The sequence below is a fragment of the Parapedobacter sp. genome, from assembly GCF_053550995.1.
The window spans coordinates 1-19,765 of the sequence record NZ_JBMQOC010000009.1 but is presented as its reverse complement, the minus strand read 5'-3'; the positions used below and the strand labels follow the sequence as shown (position 1 = coordinate 19,765).

The 19,765-nt window shown below is 50.5% G+C and carries 17 protein-coding genes and 1 tRNA gene; 9 read left to right on the top strand and 9 right to left on the bottom strand.

Translation table 11 applies throughout. The features are described 5' to 3' along the window. On the bottom strand, positions 1–277 hold a 277-nt coding region (locus ACO1NT_RS01030), incomplete at its 3' end, for a DNA polymerase III subunit delta (RefSeq protein ID WP_449046472.1). Between the two features lie 58 nt (positions 278–335). On the opposite strand from ACO1NT_RS01030, the gene ACO1NT_RS01025 reads away from it, so the two are divergent. The 5 genes from ACO1NT_RS01025 to ACO1NT_RS01005 all read left to right on the top strand — a co-directional run bounded on the left by ACO1NT_RS01025 (position 336) and on the right by ACO1NT_RS01005 (position 5,171). Then, positions 336–791 (top strand): type I restriction enzyme HsdR N-terminal domain-containing protein, encoded by a 456-nt coding sequence (locus tag ACO1NT_RS01025; protein ID WP_449046471.1) that lies wholly within the window; start codon positions 336–338, stop codon positions 789–791. Between the two features lie 177 nt (positions 792–968). Beyond that, positions 969–1,664 (top strand): ATP-dependent Clp protease proteolytic subunit, encoded by a 696-nt coding sequence (locus ACO1NT_RS01020; RefSeq protein WP_449046470.1) that lies wholly within the window; start codon positions 969–971, stop codon positions 1,662–1,664. Positions 1,665–1,666: 2 nt separating this feature from the next. Then, on the top strand, positions 1,667–2,908 hold the full coding sequence (gene clpX, locus ACO1NT_RS01015) for an ATP-dependent Clp protease ATP-binding subunit ClpX (protein WP_449046469.1): 1,242 nt from the start codon (positions 1,667–1,669) through the stop codon (positions 2,906–2,908). 60 nt (positions 2,909–2,968) lie between these two features. Further along, on the top strand, positions 2,969–3,790 hold the full coding sequence (locus ACO1NT_RS01010; RefSeq protein WP_449046468.1) for an AMP nucleosidase: 822 nt from the start codon (positions 2,969–2,971) through the stop codon (positions 3,788–3,790). A 19-nt stretch (positions 3,791–3,809) separates the two neighbouring features. Next, the gene (locus ACO1NT_RS01005; protein WP_449046467.1) at positions 3,810–5,171 is read left to right on the top strand and encodes a pyridoxal-phosphate dependent enzyme; all 1,362 of its coding nucleotides are present in this window, start codon (positions 3,810–3,812) and stop codon (positions 5,169–5,171) included. A gap of 59 nt (positions 5,172–5,230) precedes the next feature. Here ACO1NT_RS01005 and ACO1NT_RS01000 read toward each other — a convergent pair whose 3' ends face one another. The 8 genes from ACO1NT_RS01000 to argS all read right to left on the bottom strand — a co-directional run bounded on the left by ACO1NT_RS01000 (position 5,231) and on the right by argS (position 16,373). Beyond that, positions 5,231–5,863, bottom strand: coding sequence for a YceI family protein (locus ACO1NT_RS01000; protein ID WP_449046466.1), 633 nt, complete (start codon positions 5,861–5,863; stop codon positions 5,231–5,233). Between the two features lie 105 nt (positions 5,864–5,968). Then, positions 5,969–7,294 (bottom strand): UDP-N-acetylglucosamine 1-carboxyvinyltransferase, encoded by a 1,326-nt coding sequence (gene murA, locus ACO1NT_RS00995; RefSeq protein WP_449046465.1) that lies wholly within the window; start codon positions 7,292–7,294, stop codon positions 5,969–5,971. Beyond that, positions 7,291–7,944 (bottom strand): DUF4290 domain-containing protein, encoded by a 654-nt coding sequence (locus ACO1NT_RS00990; RefSeq protein ID WP_449046476.1) that lies wholly within the window; start codon positions 7,942–7,944, stop codon positions 7,291–7,293. The genes murA and ACO1NT_RS00990 overlap by 4 nt, the downstream gene beginning before the upstream one ends. Before the next feature lie 27 nt (positions 7,945–7,971). Continuing rightward, positions 7,972–10,245 (bottom strand): ATP-dependent helicase, encoded by a 2,274-nt coding sequence (locus ACO1NT_RS00985; protein ID WP_449046464.1) that lies wholly within the window; start codon positions 10,243–10,245, stop codon positions 7,972–7,974. Positions 10,246–10,301: 56 nt separating this feature from the next. Continuing rightward, positions 10,302–11,882 carry a replicative DNA helicase gene (dnaB, locus tag ACO1NT_RS00980; RefSeq protein WP_449046463.1) on the bottom strand — a complete coding sequence of 527 codons (1,581 nt, stop codon included), beginning with the start codon at positions 11,880–11,882 and terminating at the stop codon, positions 10,302–10,304. A gap of 383 nt (positions 11,883–12,265) precedes the next feature. Then, the gene (locus tag ACO1NT_RS00975; RefSeq protein ID WP_449046461.1) at positions 12,266–13,480 is read right to left on the bottom strand and encodes an NAD(P)/FAD-dependent oxidoreductase; all 1,215 of its coding nucleotides are present in this window, start codon (positions 13,478–13,480) and stop codon (positions 12,266–12,268) included. Between the two features lie 34 nt (positions 13,481–13,514). Next, the gene (locus ACO1NT_RS00970) at positions 13,515–14,573 is read right to left on the bottom strand and encodes an oxidoreductase (protein ID WP_449046460.1); all 1,059 of its coding nucleotides are present in this window, start codon (positions 14,571–14,573) and stop codon (positions 13,515–13,517) included. 15 nt (positions 14,574–14,588) lie between these two features. Next, complete coding sequence (argS, locus tag ACO1NT_RS00965) at positions 14,589–16,373, bottom strand: arginine--tRNA ligase (RefSeq protein ID WP_449046459.1); 1,785 nt, start codon at positions 16,371–16,373, stop codon at positions 14,589–14,591. A 228-nt stretch (positions 16,374–16,601) separates the two neighbouring features. Between argS and ACO1NT_RS00960 the strand changes: the two genes are divergently transcribed. The 4 genes from ACO1NT_RS00960 to ACO1NT_RS00945 form a co-directional block, all read left to right on the top strand. Beyond that, positions 16,602–17,993 carry an arginine decarboxylase gene (locus tag ACO1NT_RS00960; protein WP_449046458.1) on the top strand — a complete coding sequence of 464 codons (1,392 nt, stop codon included), beginning with the start codon at positions 16,602–16,604 and terminating at the stop codon, positions 17,991–17,993. A 73-nt stretch (positions 17,994–18,066) separates the two neighbouring features. Beyond that, a tRNA-Ser gene (locus ACO1NT_RS00955) sits at positions 18,067–18,154 on the top strand. A gap of 769 nt (positions 18,155–18,923) precedes the next feature. Continuing rightward, complete coding sequence (locus ACO1NT_RS00950; protein WP_449046457.1) at positions 18,924–19,376, top strand: VOC family protein; 453 nt, start codon at positions 18,924–18,926, stop codon at positions 19,374–19,376. Positions 19,377–19,543: 167 nt separating this feature from the next. Beyond that, positions 19,544–19,765: TSUP family transporter (locus ACO1NT_RS00945; protein WP_449046474.1), on the top strand; the 222-nt coding region annotated here is incomplete at its 3' end.

The window sequence follows — 19,765 nt, the reverse complement described above, 5'->3', positions numbered from 1 at the left end:
CGTCTTCCTTCCACTTCAGGTTTTGGGCTTCCTTGACGATGATCACCTGGTAGTCGCTCATCATCGGGTAGCGCCGGGCAGCACTCACAACCGTGGCAAAATCGGTATCCTTCCCATAAAGCACCGTCTGGTCGAACCCGCGCTGGGCTTCATCGAGCACCTGCGTCTCGATGCAATCGCTCACCAAATCTATGGCATAGGGTTCTTCGCCATGCAACAGGTATACCGGCAAGAGCTTCTTGCCCTTTATATCGGAAATGATTTTATGGGTATCCATTTTTCACTACTCCCTTTTCGCGTTGCCAAATTACATATTTAAACCCTATTTTTGTAAGATGTTCACCCCCACACCCCTTAATTTACCGGCATATCCGGCCAACATCCAACGGGACGGCACGAAGCTACTCATATTTGATGAATTGCGGAAGAAACAACTGGTGCTCACCCCCGAAGAATGGGTGCGCCAGCATTGGGTAAACCACCTGATACACGCGAAGCGATACCCCCGGTCGCTGATTAAACTCGAAGGCGGCCTGACGCTCCATAGCATGCCTCGGCGCAGCGATTTGGTGGTGCATGACACGCGCGGAAACAAAATTCTATTGGCGGAATTCAAAGCACCTACGGTGGGAATCACCCAAGCGGCGTTCGAGCAGATCGCGCGGTACAATATGGTGTACCGCGTACCCCTCCTCCTGGTAAGCAATGGCCTGCAACATTTTTACTGTCGCATCCATTTCGACGAAAATCGCTTCGAATTCCTTGCCGAGTTGCCGGACTACCAGCCATAACGACCGCCTTGGCGGCCTTCACAAACAGACAGGGTGACAGCCCAACGGTCGGGCATTTTGGCAGTCAACCTTCCCTAGCCCGCGCATGGCGCGATGTTTGTCGAATCACAATTACCACGCGGATATTTAATAATTGGACAGAATCACCTATCTTAGCAAGATAATAGAATAAAAACCATGAGCATTGACAAAAACGAATTTAGAAAATATGCGATTAAGCACCACCGGATCGGTAGCCAACATGTAGATGGTTTCATTGGCCGCGTGGAACGCAAAATGCCGACATCACTCACTCCCTACATCATCGAAGAACGGCAGATGAACGTTGCCCAGATGGATGTGTTTTCGAGATTGATGATGGACCGTATCATTTTTATGGGTGACCCAGTGGGCGACCAGGTGGCCAATATCATTCAGGCACAGCTCCTCTTCCTGCAATCCGCCGATGCACAACGGGACATCCAGATTTACATCAATTCCCCCGGCGGTAGCGTGTATGCCGGACTGGGTATCTACGATACCATGCAGTACATCACACCCGATGTGGCTACCATCTGTACCGGCATGGCGGCTTCGATGGCAGCGGTATTGCTATGCGCCGGCGCCAAGGGGAAACGTGCTGCGTTGACCCATTCGCGGGTGATGATACACCAGCCTTCGGGCGGTGCCCAAGGTGTGGCTGCCGATATGGAAATCAACCTCCGCGAAATGCTGAAACTTAAGAAAGAACTTTACGATATCATTGCCCACCATTCCGGAAAGAGTTACGAATGGGTGGAAAAATCGTCGGACCGCGATTATTGGATGAAAGCTGAAGAGGCCAAAGAGCACGGCATGGTTGATGAGGTGCTGGCCTCCAAAAAAGGAAAATAACCATGGCAAAAAATACAAAGGAAGTGACTTGCTCATTCTGTGGCATACGCAAGCAGGACGCACTGATGCTCATTGCGGGCGACGGTGCGCATATCTGCGACCGCTGCATTGCACAGGCTGGTGAAATACTCACCGAGGAGATGAACCTCCGTAAGAGCAAGGCCCTGCAAACCACGCTGAAACTTATACGCCCGATCGAAATCAAGGCGCACCTCGACCAATACGTCATCGGGCAGGATGATGCCAAGAAGGTGATGGCCGTGGCGGTATATAACCATTACAAACGACTGAACCAAAAGACGGATAAGGACGAGATCGAGCTGGAGAAATCGAACATCATCATGGTGGGTGAAACCGGCACGGGCAAAACGCTGCTCGCTAAAACCATCGCCAAAATCCTGAATGTGCCTTTTTGCATATGCGATGCCACGGTATTGACGGAGGCGGGGTATGTGGGTGAAGATGTAGAGAGCATTCTCACCCGCCTCCTGCAAGCGGCCGACTACGATGTGGCCGCCGCCGAGCGGGGAATTATCTACATCGACGAAATCGATAAGATAGCCCGCAAAAGCGACAACCCCTCCATTACACGTGATGTGTCTGGCGAAGGGGTACAACAAGCACTGTTGAAAATCTTGGAAGGAACCGTTGTGAATGTACCGCCACAGGGTGGTCGTAAGCATCCCGACCAGAAGATGATCGCGGTAAACACCAACAACATCCTCTTCATGTGCGGTGGGGCGTTTGATGGCATCCAGAAGAAAATCGCCAACCGGCTGCGCACCCAAACCATCGGGTACAGGGTAAACCAAGACGAGGTTGAAGTGGACTTGAACAACCTCTTGAAATACATCACCCCGCAAGACTTGAAGAGCTACGGCCTCATCCCGGAGCTCATCGGCCGGTTGCCGGTGCTCACTTACCTCAACCCCCTCGATAAAGAGACGTTGTTGAATATTCTTACGGAACCTAAAAATGCACTGATCAAGCAATATCAGAAATTGTTTGAATATGAGGATGTGGAACTGAAGTTCGACGATGACGTGTATCAATTCATCGTGGATAAGGCCAATGAGTTCAAGCTGGGTGCGCGGGGCCTCCGGTCCATCTGCGAAGCCATTATGCTAGACGCGATGTTCGAAATCCCATCTGACAAAGGTGAACAGAAAACACTGTATATTTCGCTCGAATACGCCAAACATAAATTCGAAAAGTCCGATTTGAAGAAACTGAAGGCAGCGTAGGGTTTGTGTGGTTCTTGAAGGCACGGGTAATTGACGGACGATGCAGTTTATTTTACGGCCATGGCAAACAAGAAAAATAACCCCGCAGAAACGCCCATCAAACCGGGCCTGAAAAGTAAAGAAGAAATCGTAAACAATTGGCTGCCGCGTTATACGAACCGGCCATTGGACGAATTCGGGGACTACATCCTGCTAACGAACTTTTCGAATTATGTAAAGCTTTTTTCGGAGATGCATGACAATGCACCGATCCTCGGCTTGGACAAGCCGATGCAGAGCGTTACAGCCGAGGGCATCACGATCATCAATTTCGGAATGGGAAGCCCCATGGCGGCGACCATCATGGATCTCCTATCGGCGATATCGCCAAAAGCTGTACTGTTTTTGGGAAAGGCAGGTGGCCTGAAAAAGAAAAATAAGATCGGCGATATGGTGTTGCCCATCGCAGCTATCCGCGGCGAAGGAACCTCTAACGACTACTTTCCGCCGGAAGTTCCGGCACTGCCCGCCTTTGCATTGCAAAAGGCCATCTCAACAACCATACGCGACCATGCCCTCGATTACTGGACGGGTACCGTCTATACCACCAACAGGCGGGTATGGGAACACGACAAAGCGTTTAAAAAATACCTCAAAAGCATCCGGGCCATGCTCGTCGACATGGAAACCGCCACCATCTTTTCGGTCGGTTTCGCCAACAAAATCCCAACCGGCGCCCTGCTGTTGGTATCGGATCAGCCGATGATACCCGAGGGGATCAAAACGGCGGAAAGCGACTTGAGCGTGACCGCCAAATTCGTGGAAAGCCACCTTACCATTGGTATTGAGTCGCTCCGTCAGCTGATCAACAACGGCCTGACCGTAAAGCACCTGAAGTTCTAATCACGATAACCCAACAACCATGTGGCACGACAACATACTGGACACCATCGGCAATACCCCTATGGTAAAGCTTAATCGCATCACCAGCAGGTTAAAGGGCACCATACTGGCTAAAATCGAGACAACAAACCCCGGTAACTCCATCAAAGACCGCATGGCGGTGAAGATGATCGAAGACGCCGAAGCGGCGGGCCTGCTCAAACCAGGCGGCACCATTATCGAGGGTACATCGGGCAATACCGGCATGGGTTTGGCCATGGCCGCGGTCATCAAGGGTTACCGCTGTATTTTCACCACAACGGATAAGCAATCGAAGGAAAAGATCGATGCCCTACGGGCATTCGGCGCAGAGGTCATCGTGTGCCCTACCAATGTCGATCCCGAAGACCCCCGCTCCTATTATTCGGTATCTAGCCGATTGGAACGCGAAATCCCCAATTCGTGGAAAGCGAACCAATACGACAACCTCTCCAATACACGGGCACATTACGAGCAAACAGGACCGGAGATATGGGAACAGACCGAAGGAAAAGTCACCCACCTGGTGGCGGGCGTAGGAACCGGTGGAACCATCAGCGGGGCCGGCAAATACCTCAAGGAGAAGAATCCGGATATCCTGATATGGGGTATCGACTCCTATGGGTCGGTATTCAAAAAATATAAGGAAACGGGCATCTTTGACAAAAACGAGATATACCCCTACATTACGGAAGGCATCGGTGAAGATTTCCTGCCTAAAAATGTTGCATTTGAGGTGATCGACCACTTCGAGAAAGTCACCGATAAAGATGCTGCGTTAATGACGCGCGATCTGGCCCGCAAAGAAGGCATCTTCGCAGGCAATTCCGCGGGGGCTGCCGTTGCCGGATTACTCCAGCTCGGCGACCGGCTCCGTGACGACTCGGTGGTGGTGGTCATCCTACACGACCACGGGTCGCGCTATATGGGCAAGATGTACAACGAAGATTGGCTGCGTGAGCGGGGGTTCCTTGAAGATGAGAAACTAACCGCACAGACCATCCTCAAGAAACGGGGCGATGTGCCCCTCATCATGGCCGACGCGGAACAGTCGGTTATCGAGACGTTCAACAGCATGAAAACGCTTAACATCTCACAGATACCGGTAACCCAACAGGGCATGATCATTGGAAAGGTTACCGAATCGGATATCCTGAATGCGCTATTGGACAACCCGTCGTTGAAATCGGCCGGGGTTATGGAAATATGCACCCCTCCTTTCCCCTTTGTCGACCTGCGTACTTCCATCGATAAGATATCGTCACTTATCCACAAAGACAACCAAGCGGTACTCGTGGAGGATGAATATGGCAAAATCACCATCATCACCCAATACGATATCATCAATGCAATCTCTGGATAAAAAAACCCGTCTCGTTTCAATGAGACGGGCTTTCATCTAGATCGACTGCGCCTAATAACCTATGCACCTGCTACGAGTGTCACCTTAAAGTTTATTTCCTCGCTGATGAGGTCATCCGCTTGGCCTGCATAATTCACGCCCCAGTCTTTACGGGCGATATTGAAGTCGGCGGTTGCTTTCACTGCGTTTTCACTCGCTTCCTGTACCTGTGCATCGAATGTGATGTTCTTGGTGACCCCACGGATGGTCAGGTTGCCGGAAATCACCACCTGGCCAGCCGCCGCGCCGTCCTTTACATTGGTAATTTCGAAACTTGCCTCGGGATGGTTGTCCACGTCGAAGAAGTCTGCGGACTTCAGATGCCCTTCCAGTTTGCCTTTGTATTCGCCATCCAGATCATGGTTGGCAATGGTGGTGAGGTCGATAACGAAATTGCCACCTACCAGCTTGCCTTCCTCGACGGTCAACGTACCCGATTTGATTTGAACATCACCATGGTGTTCGCCGCTCACTTTCCTGCCGGTCCAATGCACGGTAGACTGCGCTGTATCCACCGCCAGCTGGTTAGCTGTATGCGAGTGTGCCGCTTCTTCCACATTTTCCGACGTCTCCGCTCGTTTCCCTTCGGGGTTGCTTACGCATGATGCAAGCAGCAATGCGCCCGCTATCATTGTTAATACTACTTTTTCCATGTTTTTTTGACGATTAAGTAATTATATGGTTAAACATTCATATTGGACGTGTACATTCTTTTCCTCAATATATAGGCAAATTAACAACTGTTGGACAAAAAAGTTTCAGTGAAGTTTAGGGTCCGCTTGAATGCGTTTGATATCGGCGCCCAGCGCCTGTAAGCGCCGTTCGATATCCTGGTAACCGCGTTCAATCTGTTCGATATTGTGGATAATGGATTTCCCTTGGGCCGAAAGCGCCGCAATCAATAACGACACGCCTGCCCGGATGTCGGGTGACGTCATTTCGATACCGCGCAATTTGAACGCGTTGTTGAGCCCTATCACGGTGGCCCGGTGCGGGTCGCAGAGAATGATCTGCGCGCCCATATCGATAAGCTTGTCGACGAAAAACAGCCTGCTTTCAAACATCTTCTGGTGAATCAGCACGTTGCCTTTGGCCTGGGTGGCTACCACCAGTACAATACTGAGCAAATCCGGCGTGAAACCAGGCCATGGCGCATCAGAAATCGTCAAGATAGAACCGTCGATAAACGTATCTATTTCATAGCTGCTTTGGGCAGGTATATAGATGTCGTCTCCTCGAAGTTCGAAATGAATGCCCAATTTGGAGAATACCATCGGGATGATACCCAGCTCTTGGAAATGCACATCTTTTATAATCAGCTCCGATCCGGTCATTGCGGCCAAGCCGATAAAAGAGCCGACCTCAATCATATCGGGCAACATCCGGTGTTCGGCACCCCCTAGTCGCTCCACCCCTTCGATGGTCAGCAGGTTCGAACCGATACCCGAAATTTTTGCCCCCATGCGGTTCAATAGCTTACACAACTGTTGGAGGTAAGGCTCGCAAGCGGCGTTATAGATGGTGGTCGTGCCTTTGGCCAAAACGGCCGCCATCACGATATTGGCCGTACCGGTTACCGACGCCTCTTCCATGAGGATATACGTACCGGTGAGGTTGGTTGCATCGACATTGAAGAAATGGGTATCGGCATCGTAATGAAAGCGGGCCCCCAATTTTTCAAAACCCAGGAAGTGGGTATCGAGCCGACGGCGTCCGATTTTGTCCCCACCCGGCTTGGGAATGGCCGCCCGGCCAAACCGCGCCAATAAGGGCCCTACAATCATGATGGATCCACGTAGGCCACTGCCTTTGGCCTTGAATTCCGTCGATTTGAAATAATCAAGATTGATATGCTCAGCCCGGAAAGTATAGGTGTCTTTATCAAGCCGATCCACCGTTACGCCCAAGTCGACCAGCAATTCGATGAGCTTGTTCACATCCTTGATGTCGGGGATGTTACTGATGGTTACCGTCTCTTCGGTAAGCAATACAGCCGAGAGAATTTGGAGTGCCTCGTTTTTGGCGCCTTGGGGAATGATTTCTCCCTTCAGCGATTTACCACCGTGTATTTCGAATGCGTTCAATACTTCTTCTTTTTCTTTTGGGGCTGCTTTTTATTGTTCTTTCCGTTGCCGTTTTGCGGAGCGCTGCCGCCCTTGGTGCGGCTACCCGGGGGCGGCGTCTTGAAATCGAGCTTGGTTAGGGTCACTTCCGCCGGGAGCTGTAGCTCGCCGTCCGAAAGTTCACGGAGGTCCGCAATGATAGCATCATCTTCCACCGAATCCTTATTCCATGTAAGGTAGGCCATTTTCATGAAATTGGCAATAGAGAGCGTCATGCTCTGCTTTTTCTCGGGGTCGTTCATCATCCTTGCCCGCTCGATCATCGTCTCTATGGTATGGCCATAATGCTTGTACCTGATGCGGTGTTGCGGATAGTTGAGCAACTCTGGTTTAGGATGGATGGACGCCTTATCGGGCGTGGGATACGGTGAATCCACGTCGATTTTAAAATCGGATATGATATGCAGGTGGTCCCACAGCTTGTGTTTGAAATCGGCGACGTCGCGCAGGTGCGGATTGAGGAATCCCATCATGTCGATGACGACCTGGGCATGGCGATTCCTTTCTTCCTTGGTAGGCAAGGTACAGATGTAGTCTACCATATTCTGCACATTCCGACCATATTCCGCCAAAATCAGCTTTGGCCGGGTGCTATTGTAATCAAAATTAATATCCATAGTTGTTCGTTCTTTTTCCGCTCATCCCACGATTCGCAATTTCGCAAATTTAAGCAACAATTGTTTCTGACCCAATTCTTTGAAGAAAATAGTTGCTTTCACATCATTTTTGCTACCTTCTACCTGCATCACCTTTCCGAAGCCGAAACGCTCATGCTCCACTTCCATGCCGACCTGTAGGTTGCTCGTATCTGACGGCGTAAACCCCGGTGTGGGCGTATGGGCCTTGGGCAAAAGTGTCCGTGTTTTAGGGGGCGTCATCTTCGGTTTGGGCTTGGTAAACACGTCGCGCTCTCCCCATCCCGACCGTTCATCGGCAAATGATGCCCCTCCTTCGGGGGCCGACCGCGGTTTGAAATCGAGCTCCAAGTAGGTAGGATTCAACTCGTCGAGAAACCTGCTTGGCTCGCAGTTGTTGAGCGTGCCCCAACGGTACCGTGAGGTTGCATAACTTAGCGTGAGTTTCTTCTCTGCACGGGTTACAGCCACATAGAAAAGCCGCCGTTCTTCCTCGAGGTCGCTACGGGAATTAAGCGACAGTTGCGAGGGAAACAGGTTTTCCTCAAGTCCCACGATAAACACATGGGGGAACTCCAGCCCCTTTGATGAGTGGATGGTCATCAGTGATACCGTATCCGCATTGGGGTCTTTGTCGTTGTCGTCGTTGGTAAGCAGGGCGACGTCCTGCATGAAAACATCGAGCCCGCGATCCTCGATATCCTCCCGCTCACTGAACTCCTTGATACCATTGAGCAATTCCTGGATATTTTCATAGCGGCTGAGACCCTCTACCGATTTGTCGGCATAGAGGTCTTTTAGTATACCCGAATGTTGGGCGATGTGCATGGCGACGTCATATGCCGCATGTTTCTTAGCCTCCACTTGGAATCCCTGTATCATCGCGGCGAATGCCCCGACCGCACCGGCACTGCGTCCATCGAGATGGGTAACGGCATCGCTGATGATCTCCCACATCGTGATCTGCCGTTGGTCGGCCGCCACGCGAATACGGTCTAGCGTCGTATCACCAATCCCCCGACGCGGATAGTTGATTACCCGTTTCAGGGCTTCCTCGTCATTCGGGTTGAAGGTTAGCCGGAAGTAAGCAATCAAATCTTTGATTTCCTTACGTTGGTAGAACGAGGTACCGCCATAGATTTTATAGGGGATATTGATTTTCCGAAGGGCCTCTTCCATAGCCCGCGACTGTGCATTGGTACGGTAAAGGATGGCGAAATCCCGGTAATTTCCACCCTGTAAGGCACGCTCCTGCGCAATGGCTTCCGCTACAATCTTGCCTTCCTCGTTATCGCTGAATGCCCGGTGTACCCTGATCTTTTCGCCGGTTTCATTTTCGGAAAACACATGTTTCTGCAACTGGTTTTTGTTGTTGGCGATAACACTGTTTGCCGCATTCACGATATTTTTTGTGGAACGGTAGTTTTGCTCCAACTTAAAGACCTTTAGGTCAGGATAGTCCTTTTCGAAGTTGAGGATATTCTGGATGTTTGCCCCCCGGAAAGCATAGATGCTCTGCGCGTCGTCGCCCACCACACAGATATTTTCGTTGATGGCAGCCAGCTTACGCACGATAAGGTATTGCGAGAAGTTGGTATCCTGGTACTCATCCACCATAAGGTACTTGAACTTGTGCTGGTATTTGTGAAGTACATCGGGGTATTCGCGGAAGAGCACATTCGTCTTGAACAGGAGGTCATCGAAATCCATGGCGCCCGCTTTATAACACCGCTGGGCGTAAGTGAGGTAAACCTGCCCCAGCTGGCCACGGCCGTTGGAAAAATCGTCGGCCTGTAGCTGTTCGTTGCTATTGTATTCCTGTGCCGAAATAAGGTTGTTTTTGGCAGACGAGATCCGGTTATACACAAAGTTCGCGTTATACAGCTTATCGTCCAGTTGCATCTCTTTCAGGATGGATCTGATAAGGCTTTTACTGTCGTCGGTATCGTAGATGGTAAAATTGCGTGGGTAACCGATGTGTTCGGCCTCGACGCGCAGTATCTTGGCAAAGACGGAGTGGAAGGTACCCATCCATATGTTCTTGGCTTCATTGCCCACCACGCTCATGATACGCTGACGCATCTCTTTTGCCGCCTTGTTGGTAAAGGTAAGCACTAAAATATGGAACGGGTCTACGCCGTTGCGGACCAGGTGGGCCACACGGTAGGTGATCACGCGGGTTTTCCCAGAACCTGCACCTGCTACGATCATCACGGGCCCCTCGGTTTGTTCAACGGCAGCGCGTTGCGAAGGGTTTAATCCAGCTAAATAATCCAAAATCCGTTTACGCTAAATATCTTTCTCGATTGCGGTGTAAAGGTATGAAATTCCGGCTAAAATGGCGAATCGTCGTTCATGTCGTTCATGCGCGATTGCCGTGTGATACTGCCGGGCTGATCGAACGATGCAGAGGGCGCCATGCCGGCGGAAAATGAGTCCGGGCTGCCGAATGCGGGTCCACCACCGAATGAAAAATCGTCCTCCAGATCGGCAAATTTCACATATTTACCGATAAACCGGAGCTGAACGGTACCGGTTTCGCCATTCCGGTGCTTGGCGATAATGACCTCACCGACACCGGCAGTGGGCCGGCCGGCTTCATCTTCGGTAAGGCCATAATATTCGGGCCGGTAGAGGAACAGTACCATGTCGGCATCCTGTTCGATGGAACCCGATTCCCGCAGGTCGGACAACATGGGCCGCTTGCTGCCGCCAGGGCGGCTTTCCACCGCCCGGCTAAGCTGTGAAAGGGCGATGACGGGGATATTCAATTCTTTGGCTACCGACTTGAGCGACCGCGAAATGCTACCGATTTCCTGTTCGCGGTTGCCACCCTTCCCATCGTTCTTGCCGTGCATGAGCTGCAGATAGTCGACAATAACCATCTGGATGTCGTATTGTGCTTTCAACCGCCGGCACTTTGCCCTGAATTCGAAAATATTGAGTGCGGGTGTATCATCAATGAGCAACGGGGCTTGGGTGAGCCTATCGATACGCGAATGGAGCTGGGTCCATTCGTGGTCGGCCAAGTTGCCTTTACGGATTTTCTCCTGTTCAATTTCGGTCTCGCCGGCAATAAGGCGGTTGACCAACTGGACGGACGACATTTCTAGGGAAAACACCGCGACAGGCTTATCGTGATCTACCGCTGCATTGCGTGCACAACTCAATACGAAGGCGGTTTTCCCCATCGCAGGCCGCGCGGCCACGATGACCAGATCCGAAGGCTGCCAACCCGACGTCATCCGGTCCAGCTCGGTAAAACCGGATGGCACGCCCGTGAGGCCATCCGTGCGGTCGCGCAGGGTCTCCAGCGCTTCCACCGCTTCGCGCATGATATCGTCCATCTTGCGTGTGTCTCGCCGCAGGTTGTTTTGGGCGATATCGAATAAGCTTTTCTCGGCATGGTCCAACAGGTCGAAGATATCGGTGGTATCTTCATATGCATTGTTGATGATTTCGGTCGATATCTTAATCAGTTCGCGTTGGATATATTTCTGGGAGATGATACGGGCGTGGTACTCGATATTCGCTGCCGAAACCACGCGGTCTGTGAGTTGCGTGATATAATACGCGCCGCCCACCAGCTCCAAGGCTCCCATTGCCCGCAATTCGGCAGTGACCGTAAGCAAGTCGATGGGCGATGTTTTCTGGAATAGGTTGTAGATAGCTTCAAATATCTTCTGGTGTGCTTCTACATAAAACGTTTCGGGCTTAAGGACGTCGATGACTTCGCTGAGCGCGTCTTTCTCCAGCATGAGGGCCCCCAATACAGCTTCTTCCAGATCGCCGGCCTGTGGCGGCAGCTTCCCCAATCCGCTCACCAAATTATTCAACCGTGTGCGGCGTTCGGCAAACGAACCTCGTCCTGAAGCACCTGTTGGATTGGAAGTATGTTCATTTTGGTTTGTCATCTTTATCTACAACAACGTTTTATATCCATTTATCTTAATAAGCAATATCGACACTGCGGTTTATCACCGGCGGCTGTGAAGCGGCAGCTAAACAGCGTAACAAAGCTAGGGAAATTTACGGGCCACTTCCCTACAAGTTCTAAACAGCCTTTTCACACCTCTTTTTTTTTAATGTGCTTACGCTTGAAACAAGTACAATTAGCTCAATAACTTATTAACACCCATTGTTCAAAAAATGTTGAGAACAGCCAACGCACATTGAAAAACAACGGGATAAGACTTTGTTAATAACTTTAACCGTTGTTAATGCACCAAAAACCACGCCACGGAAACGCCTTCTCCCGGGGGCTGGTGGGGAACAAATGAATACCAATTGATTACCCTTAGATCGACTGTGCAATCACGTAGCCGCTGGCCCATGCCCATTGGAAATTGTAACCGCCCAACCAGCCCGTCATGTCTACCCCTTCTCCCCCGAAATAAAGACCTTGAACCCGCTTCGCCTCCAACGTTCCGGGCACCAACTCGTGGGTAGCTACACCGCCGCGCATTACCTCGGCCTTGTCGTAGCCCTTGTCGCTCGCCGGCGTTACCGTAAACCGGTGGATGGTCGTCGCGATACGCTTAGCATCGGCTTTACTCAATGAGGCTATTTTTGTATCTATGGGAAGGAATTTGCCAAGCGATTCGACCAGTCGGCGGGAATAGAAGTCGCCCAACAGTTGGCGCACCAGCCGTGCCCCGCCGGTTTGGCGTTGTTCCTTGATAAGCTGTTCGATAGAACGATCGGGCAGCAGGTCGATAACGATAGCCTCGCCGGGTCGCCAATACGAAGATAGTTGCAGTATGGCCGGCCCACTGAGCCCCCAATGAGTGAAGAGGATATTCTCTTCAAAGCTTGCCCGCTCATTCGCTACCCGGCAATATACGCTGTTGCCTGCAAGTGCAGCGAACCAGTCGGCGTCCTTACCGGTAATGGCCAGTGGCACCAATGCCGGCGCCGTAGCGATAATCTCCATTCCGAACTGACGGGCGGTACGGAGGGCAAAATCACTTGCACCCAGCTTCGCTACGGGTAGCCCGCCACTGGCGATCACAACTGAAGCCGCATCGACGTACCGTACATTTCCATCAGACTCGTACGACACTTCGAAGTGACCATCAGCCCGCCGATCCACAACGATCGCGTTGCTATTCAGGAGCATTTCCTGATCATACTGCCGCAACAGGTTAACAAAGACATCGACAACATGCTTCGCTTTATTACTTACCGGAAATAATTGCCCCAACGTTTTCTCTTTGCCGGTGATGCCGTACTGTTCGAAAAACCGAATGGTGTCTGCGACCGTCCATTGCCCCAACACGGAATGGGCGAATGCAGGCTCGGCCGATACGAAGTTTGCTACCGACGTGTGTAGATTGGTATAATTGCAGCGGCCGCCCCCTGAAATCAGGATTTTGGCCCCCGGCCGGTCATTGCGTTCCAAAACCAGCGTACGTTTACCACGCTTACCGGCCTGCACCGCACACATGAGCCCACACGCCCCTCCCCCAATGATGACGGCATCGTATTTTGTATGTCGTAAGTTGTTAGTCAAAAGTCGGCGGAATCTACTATCGATTGTCTAGTGTCTATACGTCCAACGTGCGTCTTTCCGCCCAGCTCCGTTCGGCCAATTCGATAAGGCGGATTACATCCCGTGCCTGCTCGGGCTTCACGTGCAATTCGCTTCCACCGACAATTGCTGCATGGACATTCCGGTAAAATGCCGGATAGTTGCCCCTTTCGCTGGGAAGATATTCGGTGTAATCCCTCCCGTTTTCGAGGACATTCAATTTCCCCCATATTGTCTCGGGCTCCTTCCCCCAATCCGGATCGTCCTTGGGCAACCGCCCTGCCTTAAGCGCCGCCTCCTGCGGGTCGACACCATATTTTACAAATGCTCCATCCATGCCATACAGGGCGTATCGCGGCGAAGGTTCTTTGACAAGCATGGCACCTTTCAGCGACACCTTCAATGCCGGATAATGGAGGATCAGTTCAAAATCATCTACCGCCCGGGCACCGTTCCGCTGCTTGCGCAAATCGGCATTAACTGCCTCCGGCAGGCCGAAAAGCTCGATGGATTGGTCGATGAGGTGGGCACCCAGATCATAAAGAATACCCGACCCGGGCAAATCTTCTTCACGCCATGCGTTTTCTTTGAGCGTATTACGGAACCGGTCGTACCGCGCTTCGAAAGCAACCAACCGGCCCAACCGGCCGCCTTCAATCACTTTCTTGACCGTGAGATAATCACTATTCCAACGCGCATTGTGGTGCACGGTGAGTAATCGGTTTTGCTGCTGTGCCACAGCAATAAGTTCGTCTGCCTGCGCCGAGGTATTGGTGAACGGCTTCTCGACGACCACATGCTTGCCGGCAAGCAGGGCCGCTTTGCTAAGGGAATGGTGCACGTCATTCGAGGTGGCCACCACCACTAAATCGATGTCATCGGCTTGGATGATCGCTGCTGCACTTCCCTCCGGTATGGCCTCGGGGTACCGTTGTCGAAGCAGCTCCTGCTGTTCAGGCTTTCGGGCCGTGACGCGGTGCAACCGCAAACCTGCCACCGATGTGATAACGGGAGCGTGGAATACCTGGCCGGCAGCACCGAAGCCGACCAGCCCTACATTAATTACCTTGTCCATACGGTCACTTATATTTTACATGCGGTGTGGCACTTCAATACCGAGCAGTTGCATACTGTTGGCGATGATGCGCGCTGTGGCGGCCGAGAGGTGCAACCGAAAATTCCGAATCCTTTCATCTTCTGCCTTTAGGATGGTTTCCTCGTGATAGAATTTATTGTATTGCTTAGCCAGTTCAAAGCCGTAGTTGGCCACCTGCGCTGGACTGAACTCCCTGGCAGCTGACCCAATGGTAGCAGGGTAGTTGCCAAGCAGCTGAATCAGATCGCGTTCGCTTGTAGACAGCATAGGTGGTTTAACCACGGCAAGCTGGGCACGGTAGCCGCCTTTGGTGAGTACGGATTGGATACGGGCATGTGTATATTGAATAAAAGGTCCCGTATGTCCCTGGAAATCGATCGACTCGTTGGGGTCGAAGAGAAGACGCTTTTTGGGTTCGACCTTCAGGAGAAAATATTTGAGCGCTCCCATGCCGATGATATCATACAATGTTGCTTTTTCGGTTTCCGGCAGTCCTTCGGTTTTCCCAAGTTCTTCGGTGCGCCGCTTGGCTGTCGCTGTCATTTCATCCATCAGGTCATCGGCATCCACCACCGTACCCTCGCGCGACTTCATCTTTCCCGACGGCAGGTCGACCATTCCATATGACAGGTGGAACAAGCCCTTAGCCCAGGGCTTACCCAGTTTCTCCAAAATAAGAAACAACACCTTGAAATGGTAATCCTGCTCATTGCCCACCACATAGATGGATTCTTCCATGCCGAAGTCATCATACTTCAGCTGTGCGGTCCCCATATCTTGCGTAATGTATACCGACGTACCGTCGCCGCGCAGCACCAATTTCTCATCCAACCCCTCGTTGGTAAGGTCGATCCAGACAGAGTTGTCTTCCTTCCTGAAAAACACCCCTTTTTCCAACCCTTCGTTGATGATATCTTTACCCAGCAGGTAAGTATCCGATTCGTAATAGTATTTATCGAAGTCTACACCGAGGCGTGCATAGGTTTGGTCGAAGCCGGAATAAACCCAGCTGTTCATCATTTTCCAGAGCCCGACCACCGTTTCGTCGCCCGCTTCCCATCGTTGCAGCATCTGCTGGGCTTGGCGGATGACAGGCGCCTGCTTTTTGGCCTCTTCTTCCGTGTAACCCTGGGTCTTCAGCTCGTCGATCTCCTGCTTGTACGCTTTATCAAAAAGCACGTAATACTTACCCACCAGATGATCGCCTTTGACGCCACTGGTTTCAGGCGTTTCGCCGTTGCCCCACCGCTGCCAAGCCAGCATCGACTTACAGATATGGATACCCCGGTCGTTCACTAAATTCGTCTTGATGACATCATAGCCATAGGCCGTTAGGATAGCGGCCACCGAATAACCCAACAGGTTGTTGCGGATATGGCCCAAGTGCAGGGGCTTGTTGGTATTTGGTGAGGAGTATTCTACCATCACCTTCCGGCCATTAGCGGGAAAATATCCAAACTTTTCCTGCATGATGGCTGTTGTAAACAAGGAGGTCCAGTACTCGTCAGATAAGCTCAGGTTCAGGAACCCTTTGATGGTATTGAATGCGGTAAGCTGTGGCAGTTGCGCCAACAGGTAGGATCCGATATCGTTTCCGGTAGCTTCGGGCGATTTCCGAGAAAATCGCGTCATGGGGAAAACAACCACGGTAAGTTGCCCCTCAAACTCTTTTCTCGTTTCCTGTATGGCTATTTGGTGGTCAGGCAAATCGGCCCCATATAATTCCTTGACGGCCTGTTTTGTGTGGTAGATGAGTTGTTGTTGTATGGTGCTACTCATGTAAGTGTTTAAGCATTAATTTCTTAGCTCAGGTACCGTGAATCACAATTTTATAATAGATAACTATTTTTTAGCGACGTATTCGTACCGAAAACATATCTTTGCCAAAACTAGACAAACCCCGTATTATATGCAAGCGGATGTTTGTCTAATTCGCTTCAGCGAATGCAGCGAAAAGTGTTGTTAGCGTAAAAAAAATAGAACCATATAATATAACAAAATAAAGAGATGCAGAGCTATCAGGAATTTCTTGACCTCAGTGTGAGCTTTCCGCAGGATGGGTTTGAAATCATCGATGACGAACTATACTTTCACGACCTCAATTTGATGGAGATGATTGAAACGTATGGTACGCCACTACGATTCACCTATCTTCCCATCATCAGCAAGAAGATACAGCAAGCCAAAATCCTGTTCCAAACCGCTATCCTGAAGCACAATTACCGGGGATCGTACAAATACTGCTACTGCACCAAAAGTTCGCATTTCAGACATGTGGTGGAAGAAGCGCTGAAAAATGACATCCATCTGGAGACATCATCGGCGTTCGATATGCCCATGATCGATACGTTGGAAAAAAAGGGGGTGGTTAACAAAGACATCACCGTCATCTGCAACGGCTTCAAGACCTACCAGTACAAACAGTATATCGTGGATATGCTGCACGACGGTTTCAAGAACATCATCCCGGTGTTGGATAATAAAGAAGAGTTCAATATCTACGACGATGAGATCGAATTGGAGGAGCCTTGTAATTTAGGTATCCGCATTGCGGCTGAAGAACAGCCGGACTCGCCTTTTTATACATCACGTTTGGGTATTCGACTGGAAGACATCCTCGACTTCTATAACAACAAGGTGCTTCCCAATCCGAATTTCAAGGTCAAGCTCTTGCATTTCTTCATCAATTCGGGTATTTCCGATACGCCGTATTATTGGAATGAGTTGGAAAAATATGTTACCCTTTATTGTAAGTTCAAGAAGATCAACCCGGACCTCGACACATTGGACATCGGCGGCGGCATGCCCTTTAAGGATTCGCTGGTACACGATTTCGACTACGAATACATGGTCAATGAAATCGTAAACCGTATTAAACAGATCTGTGCGGTACACGAAGTGATGGAACCCGACATCATCACCGAGTTTGGCAAGTACACGGTTGCCGAGGCATCGGGCATCCTTTACAAGGTAATTGGCCGCAAGCAGCAGAACGACCGCGAAAAGTGGCTTATGCTCGACGGGTCGTTCATTACCAACTTACCCGATGTGTGGGCACTCAACCAGAAATACATCCTCGTGCCCATCAATAACTGGGATGCGGAATATGAGCGTGTAAACCTGGGTGGGATCACGTGCGACGGCCAGGACTACTACAGTCAGGAAGCACATATCAACAGTGTGTTTATGCCCAAGACCCGCAAGTTGCAATACTTGGGTTTCTTCCACACCGGAGCTTATCAGGAAGTGCTCAGTGGCTACGGAGGCATCCACCATTGCCTGCTCCCCTCACCCAAACACGTATTGATCCGGCGTAACCGCGATGAGACGTTCAACTTCGAGGTATTCGGTGAAGAGCAGAACAGTAAACAGGTGCTCCGGCTGTTGGGTTACCAATAGTAGCCTCAGCATTCACCATATTGATATTTACGTTTGAAATGCTGAAATAAACCGTTACTTTTGCAGCCCACCCGGAGAGGTGTCAGAGTGGTCGAATGAGCACGCCTGGAAAGTGTGTATACGTGTTGAGCGTATCGAGGGTTCGAATCCCTCCCTCTCCGCCGCCCAAAATGAAGCCCGGCAATAGCCGGGTTTTTCTGTTTAAAGAGGCGAGCCAAGCGCGCTTGAGCGAAGCCTGTTAAACAGAAAAAGGAATGAGCGTAGCGAATGGCTTCATTTTGGTTGAAGTTCCCCTACAAGGGATGGCGGCGGCCTTTGCGCGTGGGCTTGGAGCGGCGCAGCCAATCCCTCCCTCTCCGCCGATGGGGGACGACCCCAAAAATTCACTGGACTGCTCCACTTCGATTATTCCTTTTTCTTTGGTTTTCAGGGCATTGTGAGAGAACGCTGGATTTAGGCAGGGAGTCCTAAACATACCCCTGTGGTATTTGAGGCTGCGTTTGAACACCCCATCCAGAATCGCGTGCTGCTGGTCAATTAATGTAACAATGTCTATTCCGATTCCTTTGGGAACAGCAATGGTGAAATGCAAGCCTCCCCAAGTTCGTCGTGTATTGCGGGATGAGCGACACAAGCTCGGTGATGGAAGATCTGGCATTGCGGGTGTTCGATAATTTCCATTTTCCCAACATAGATCGCTACCGGTTGGCTAAGCGGCTTACAATCTATGCGTATTTCTAATTTGTTAACCCCATGTAGGCAAAAATGCCTATATTCGGATAATAATGAACCGCCCTTTCAGTATTTTGAGAGGCTGGCTTTCGCTCATAAAAAGCTCCTGCGGAATTTCAATTGGGCTAGCACTTGGAAAGTACGGTGCTAATTGCCAATTCCGCAAGTTAAAGATCACTAAACGACTAAATTGGAAATATGGAAAAAAGTAAATTGCTTGAAATGAACAACGTGGGTATCGTTGTTGAAAATCTTGACAATGCCATTTCCTTTTTCACAGAAATCGGACTGGCACTTGAAGGACGGGGAATGGTTGAAGGCGAATGGGCCGGACAAGTAACCGGACTTGGAAATCAAGCGGTAGAAGTTGCTATGATGGTTACGCCTGATGGGCATAGCCGACTTGAGATTTCAAGATTCATAACACCAAAAACCGTTTCAGACCATAGAACAGCACCGGTTAATTCTCTTGGCTATCTACGTGTGATGTTCAGAGTTGACCATATTGACGAGTTGGTATCCAGGCTTACTAAACAAGGCGCAGAACTTGTTGGGGAAATAGTTCAGTATGAGGACATATATCGTCTTTGCTACATTCGTGGAACAGAAGGAATATTGGTCGGACTTGCAGAGCAACTCAAGGAAAAATAAAAAACTACGCACCGTGAAGCCCTGAAACGTTATTGATAAGGAAATCATAACATGAATAAATATATTGTTTGCTCAACAAATTAGAAATTGTACTTTTACCGTTTCAATGCACAGGACAGTAAAAATATAAGCCGGCAACGCATACAGAAGTATTCAATCTTAGGGCGATCGACGTTATTATACTATATACCGTACTGATTCTATTCTTAGCCACGCTGGTCCGGTCCACTTTCGGATTCGGCGAATCGCTGATTGCGGTTCCTTTGCTTGCACTCTACCTGCCCATCGAAGTCGCGGTACCTGTTTCCGTACTGGCATCGGTTGTTGTTGCAGGTGTGGTTGTCGTACATGACTGGCATAAAATCCATGTCCGCAGTGCCGGATGGCTG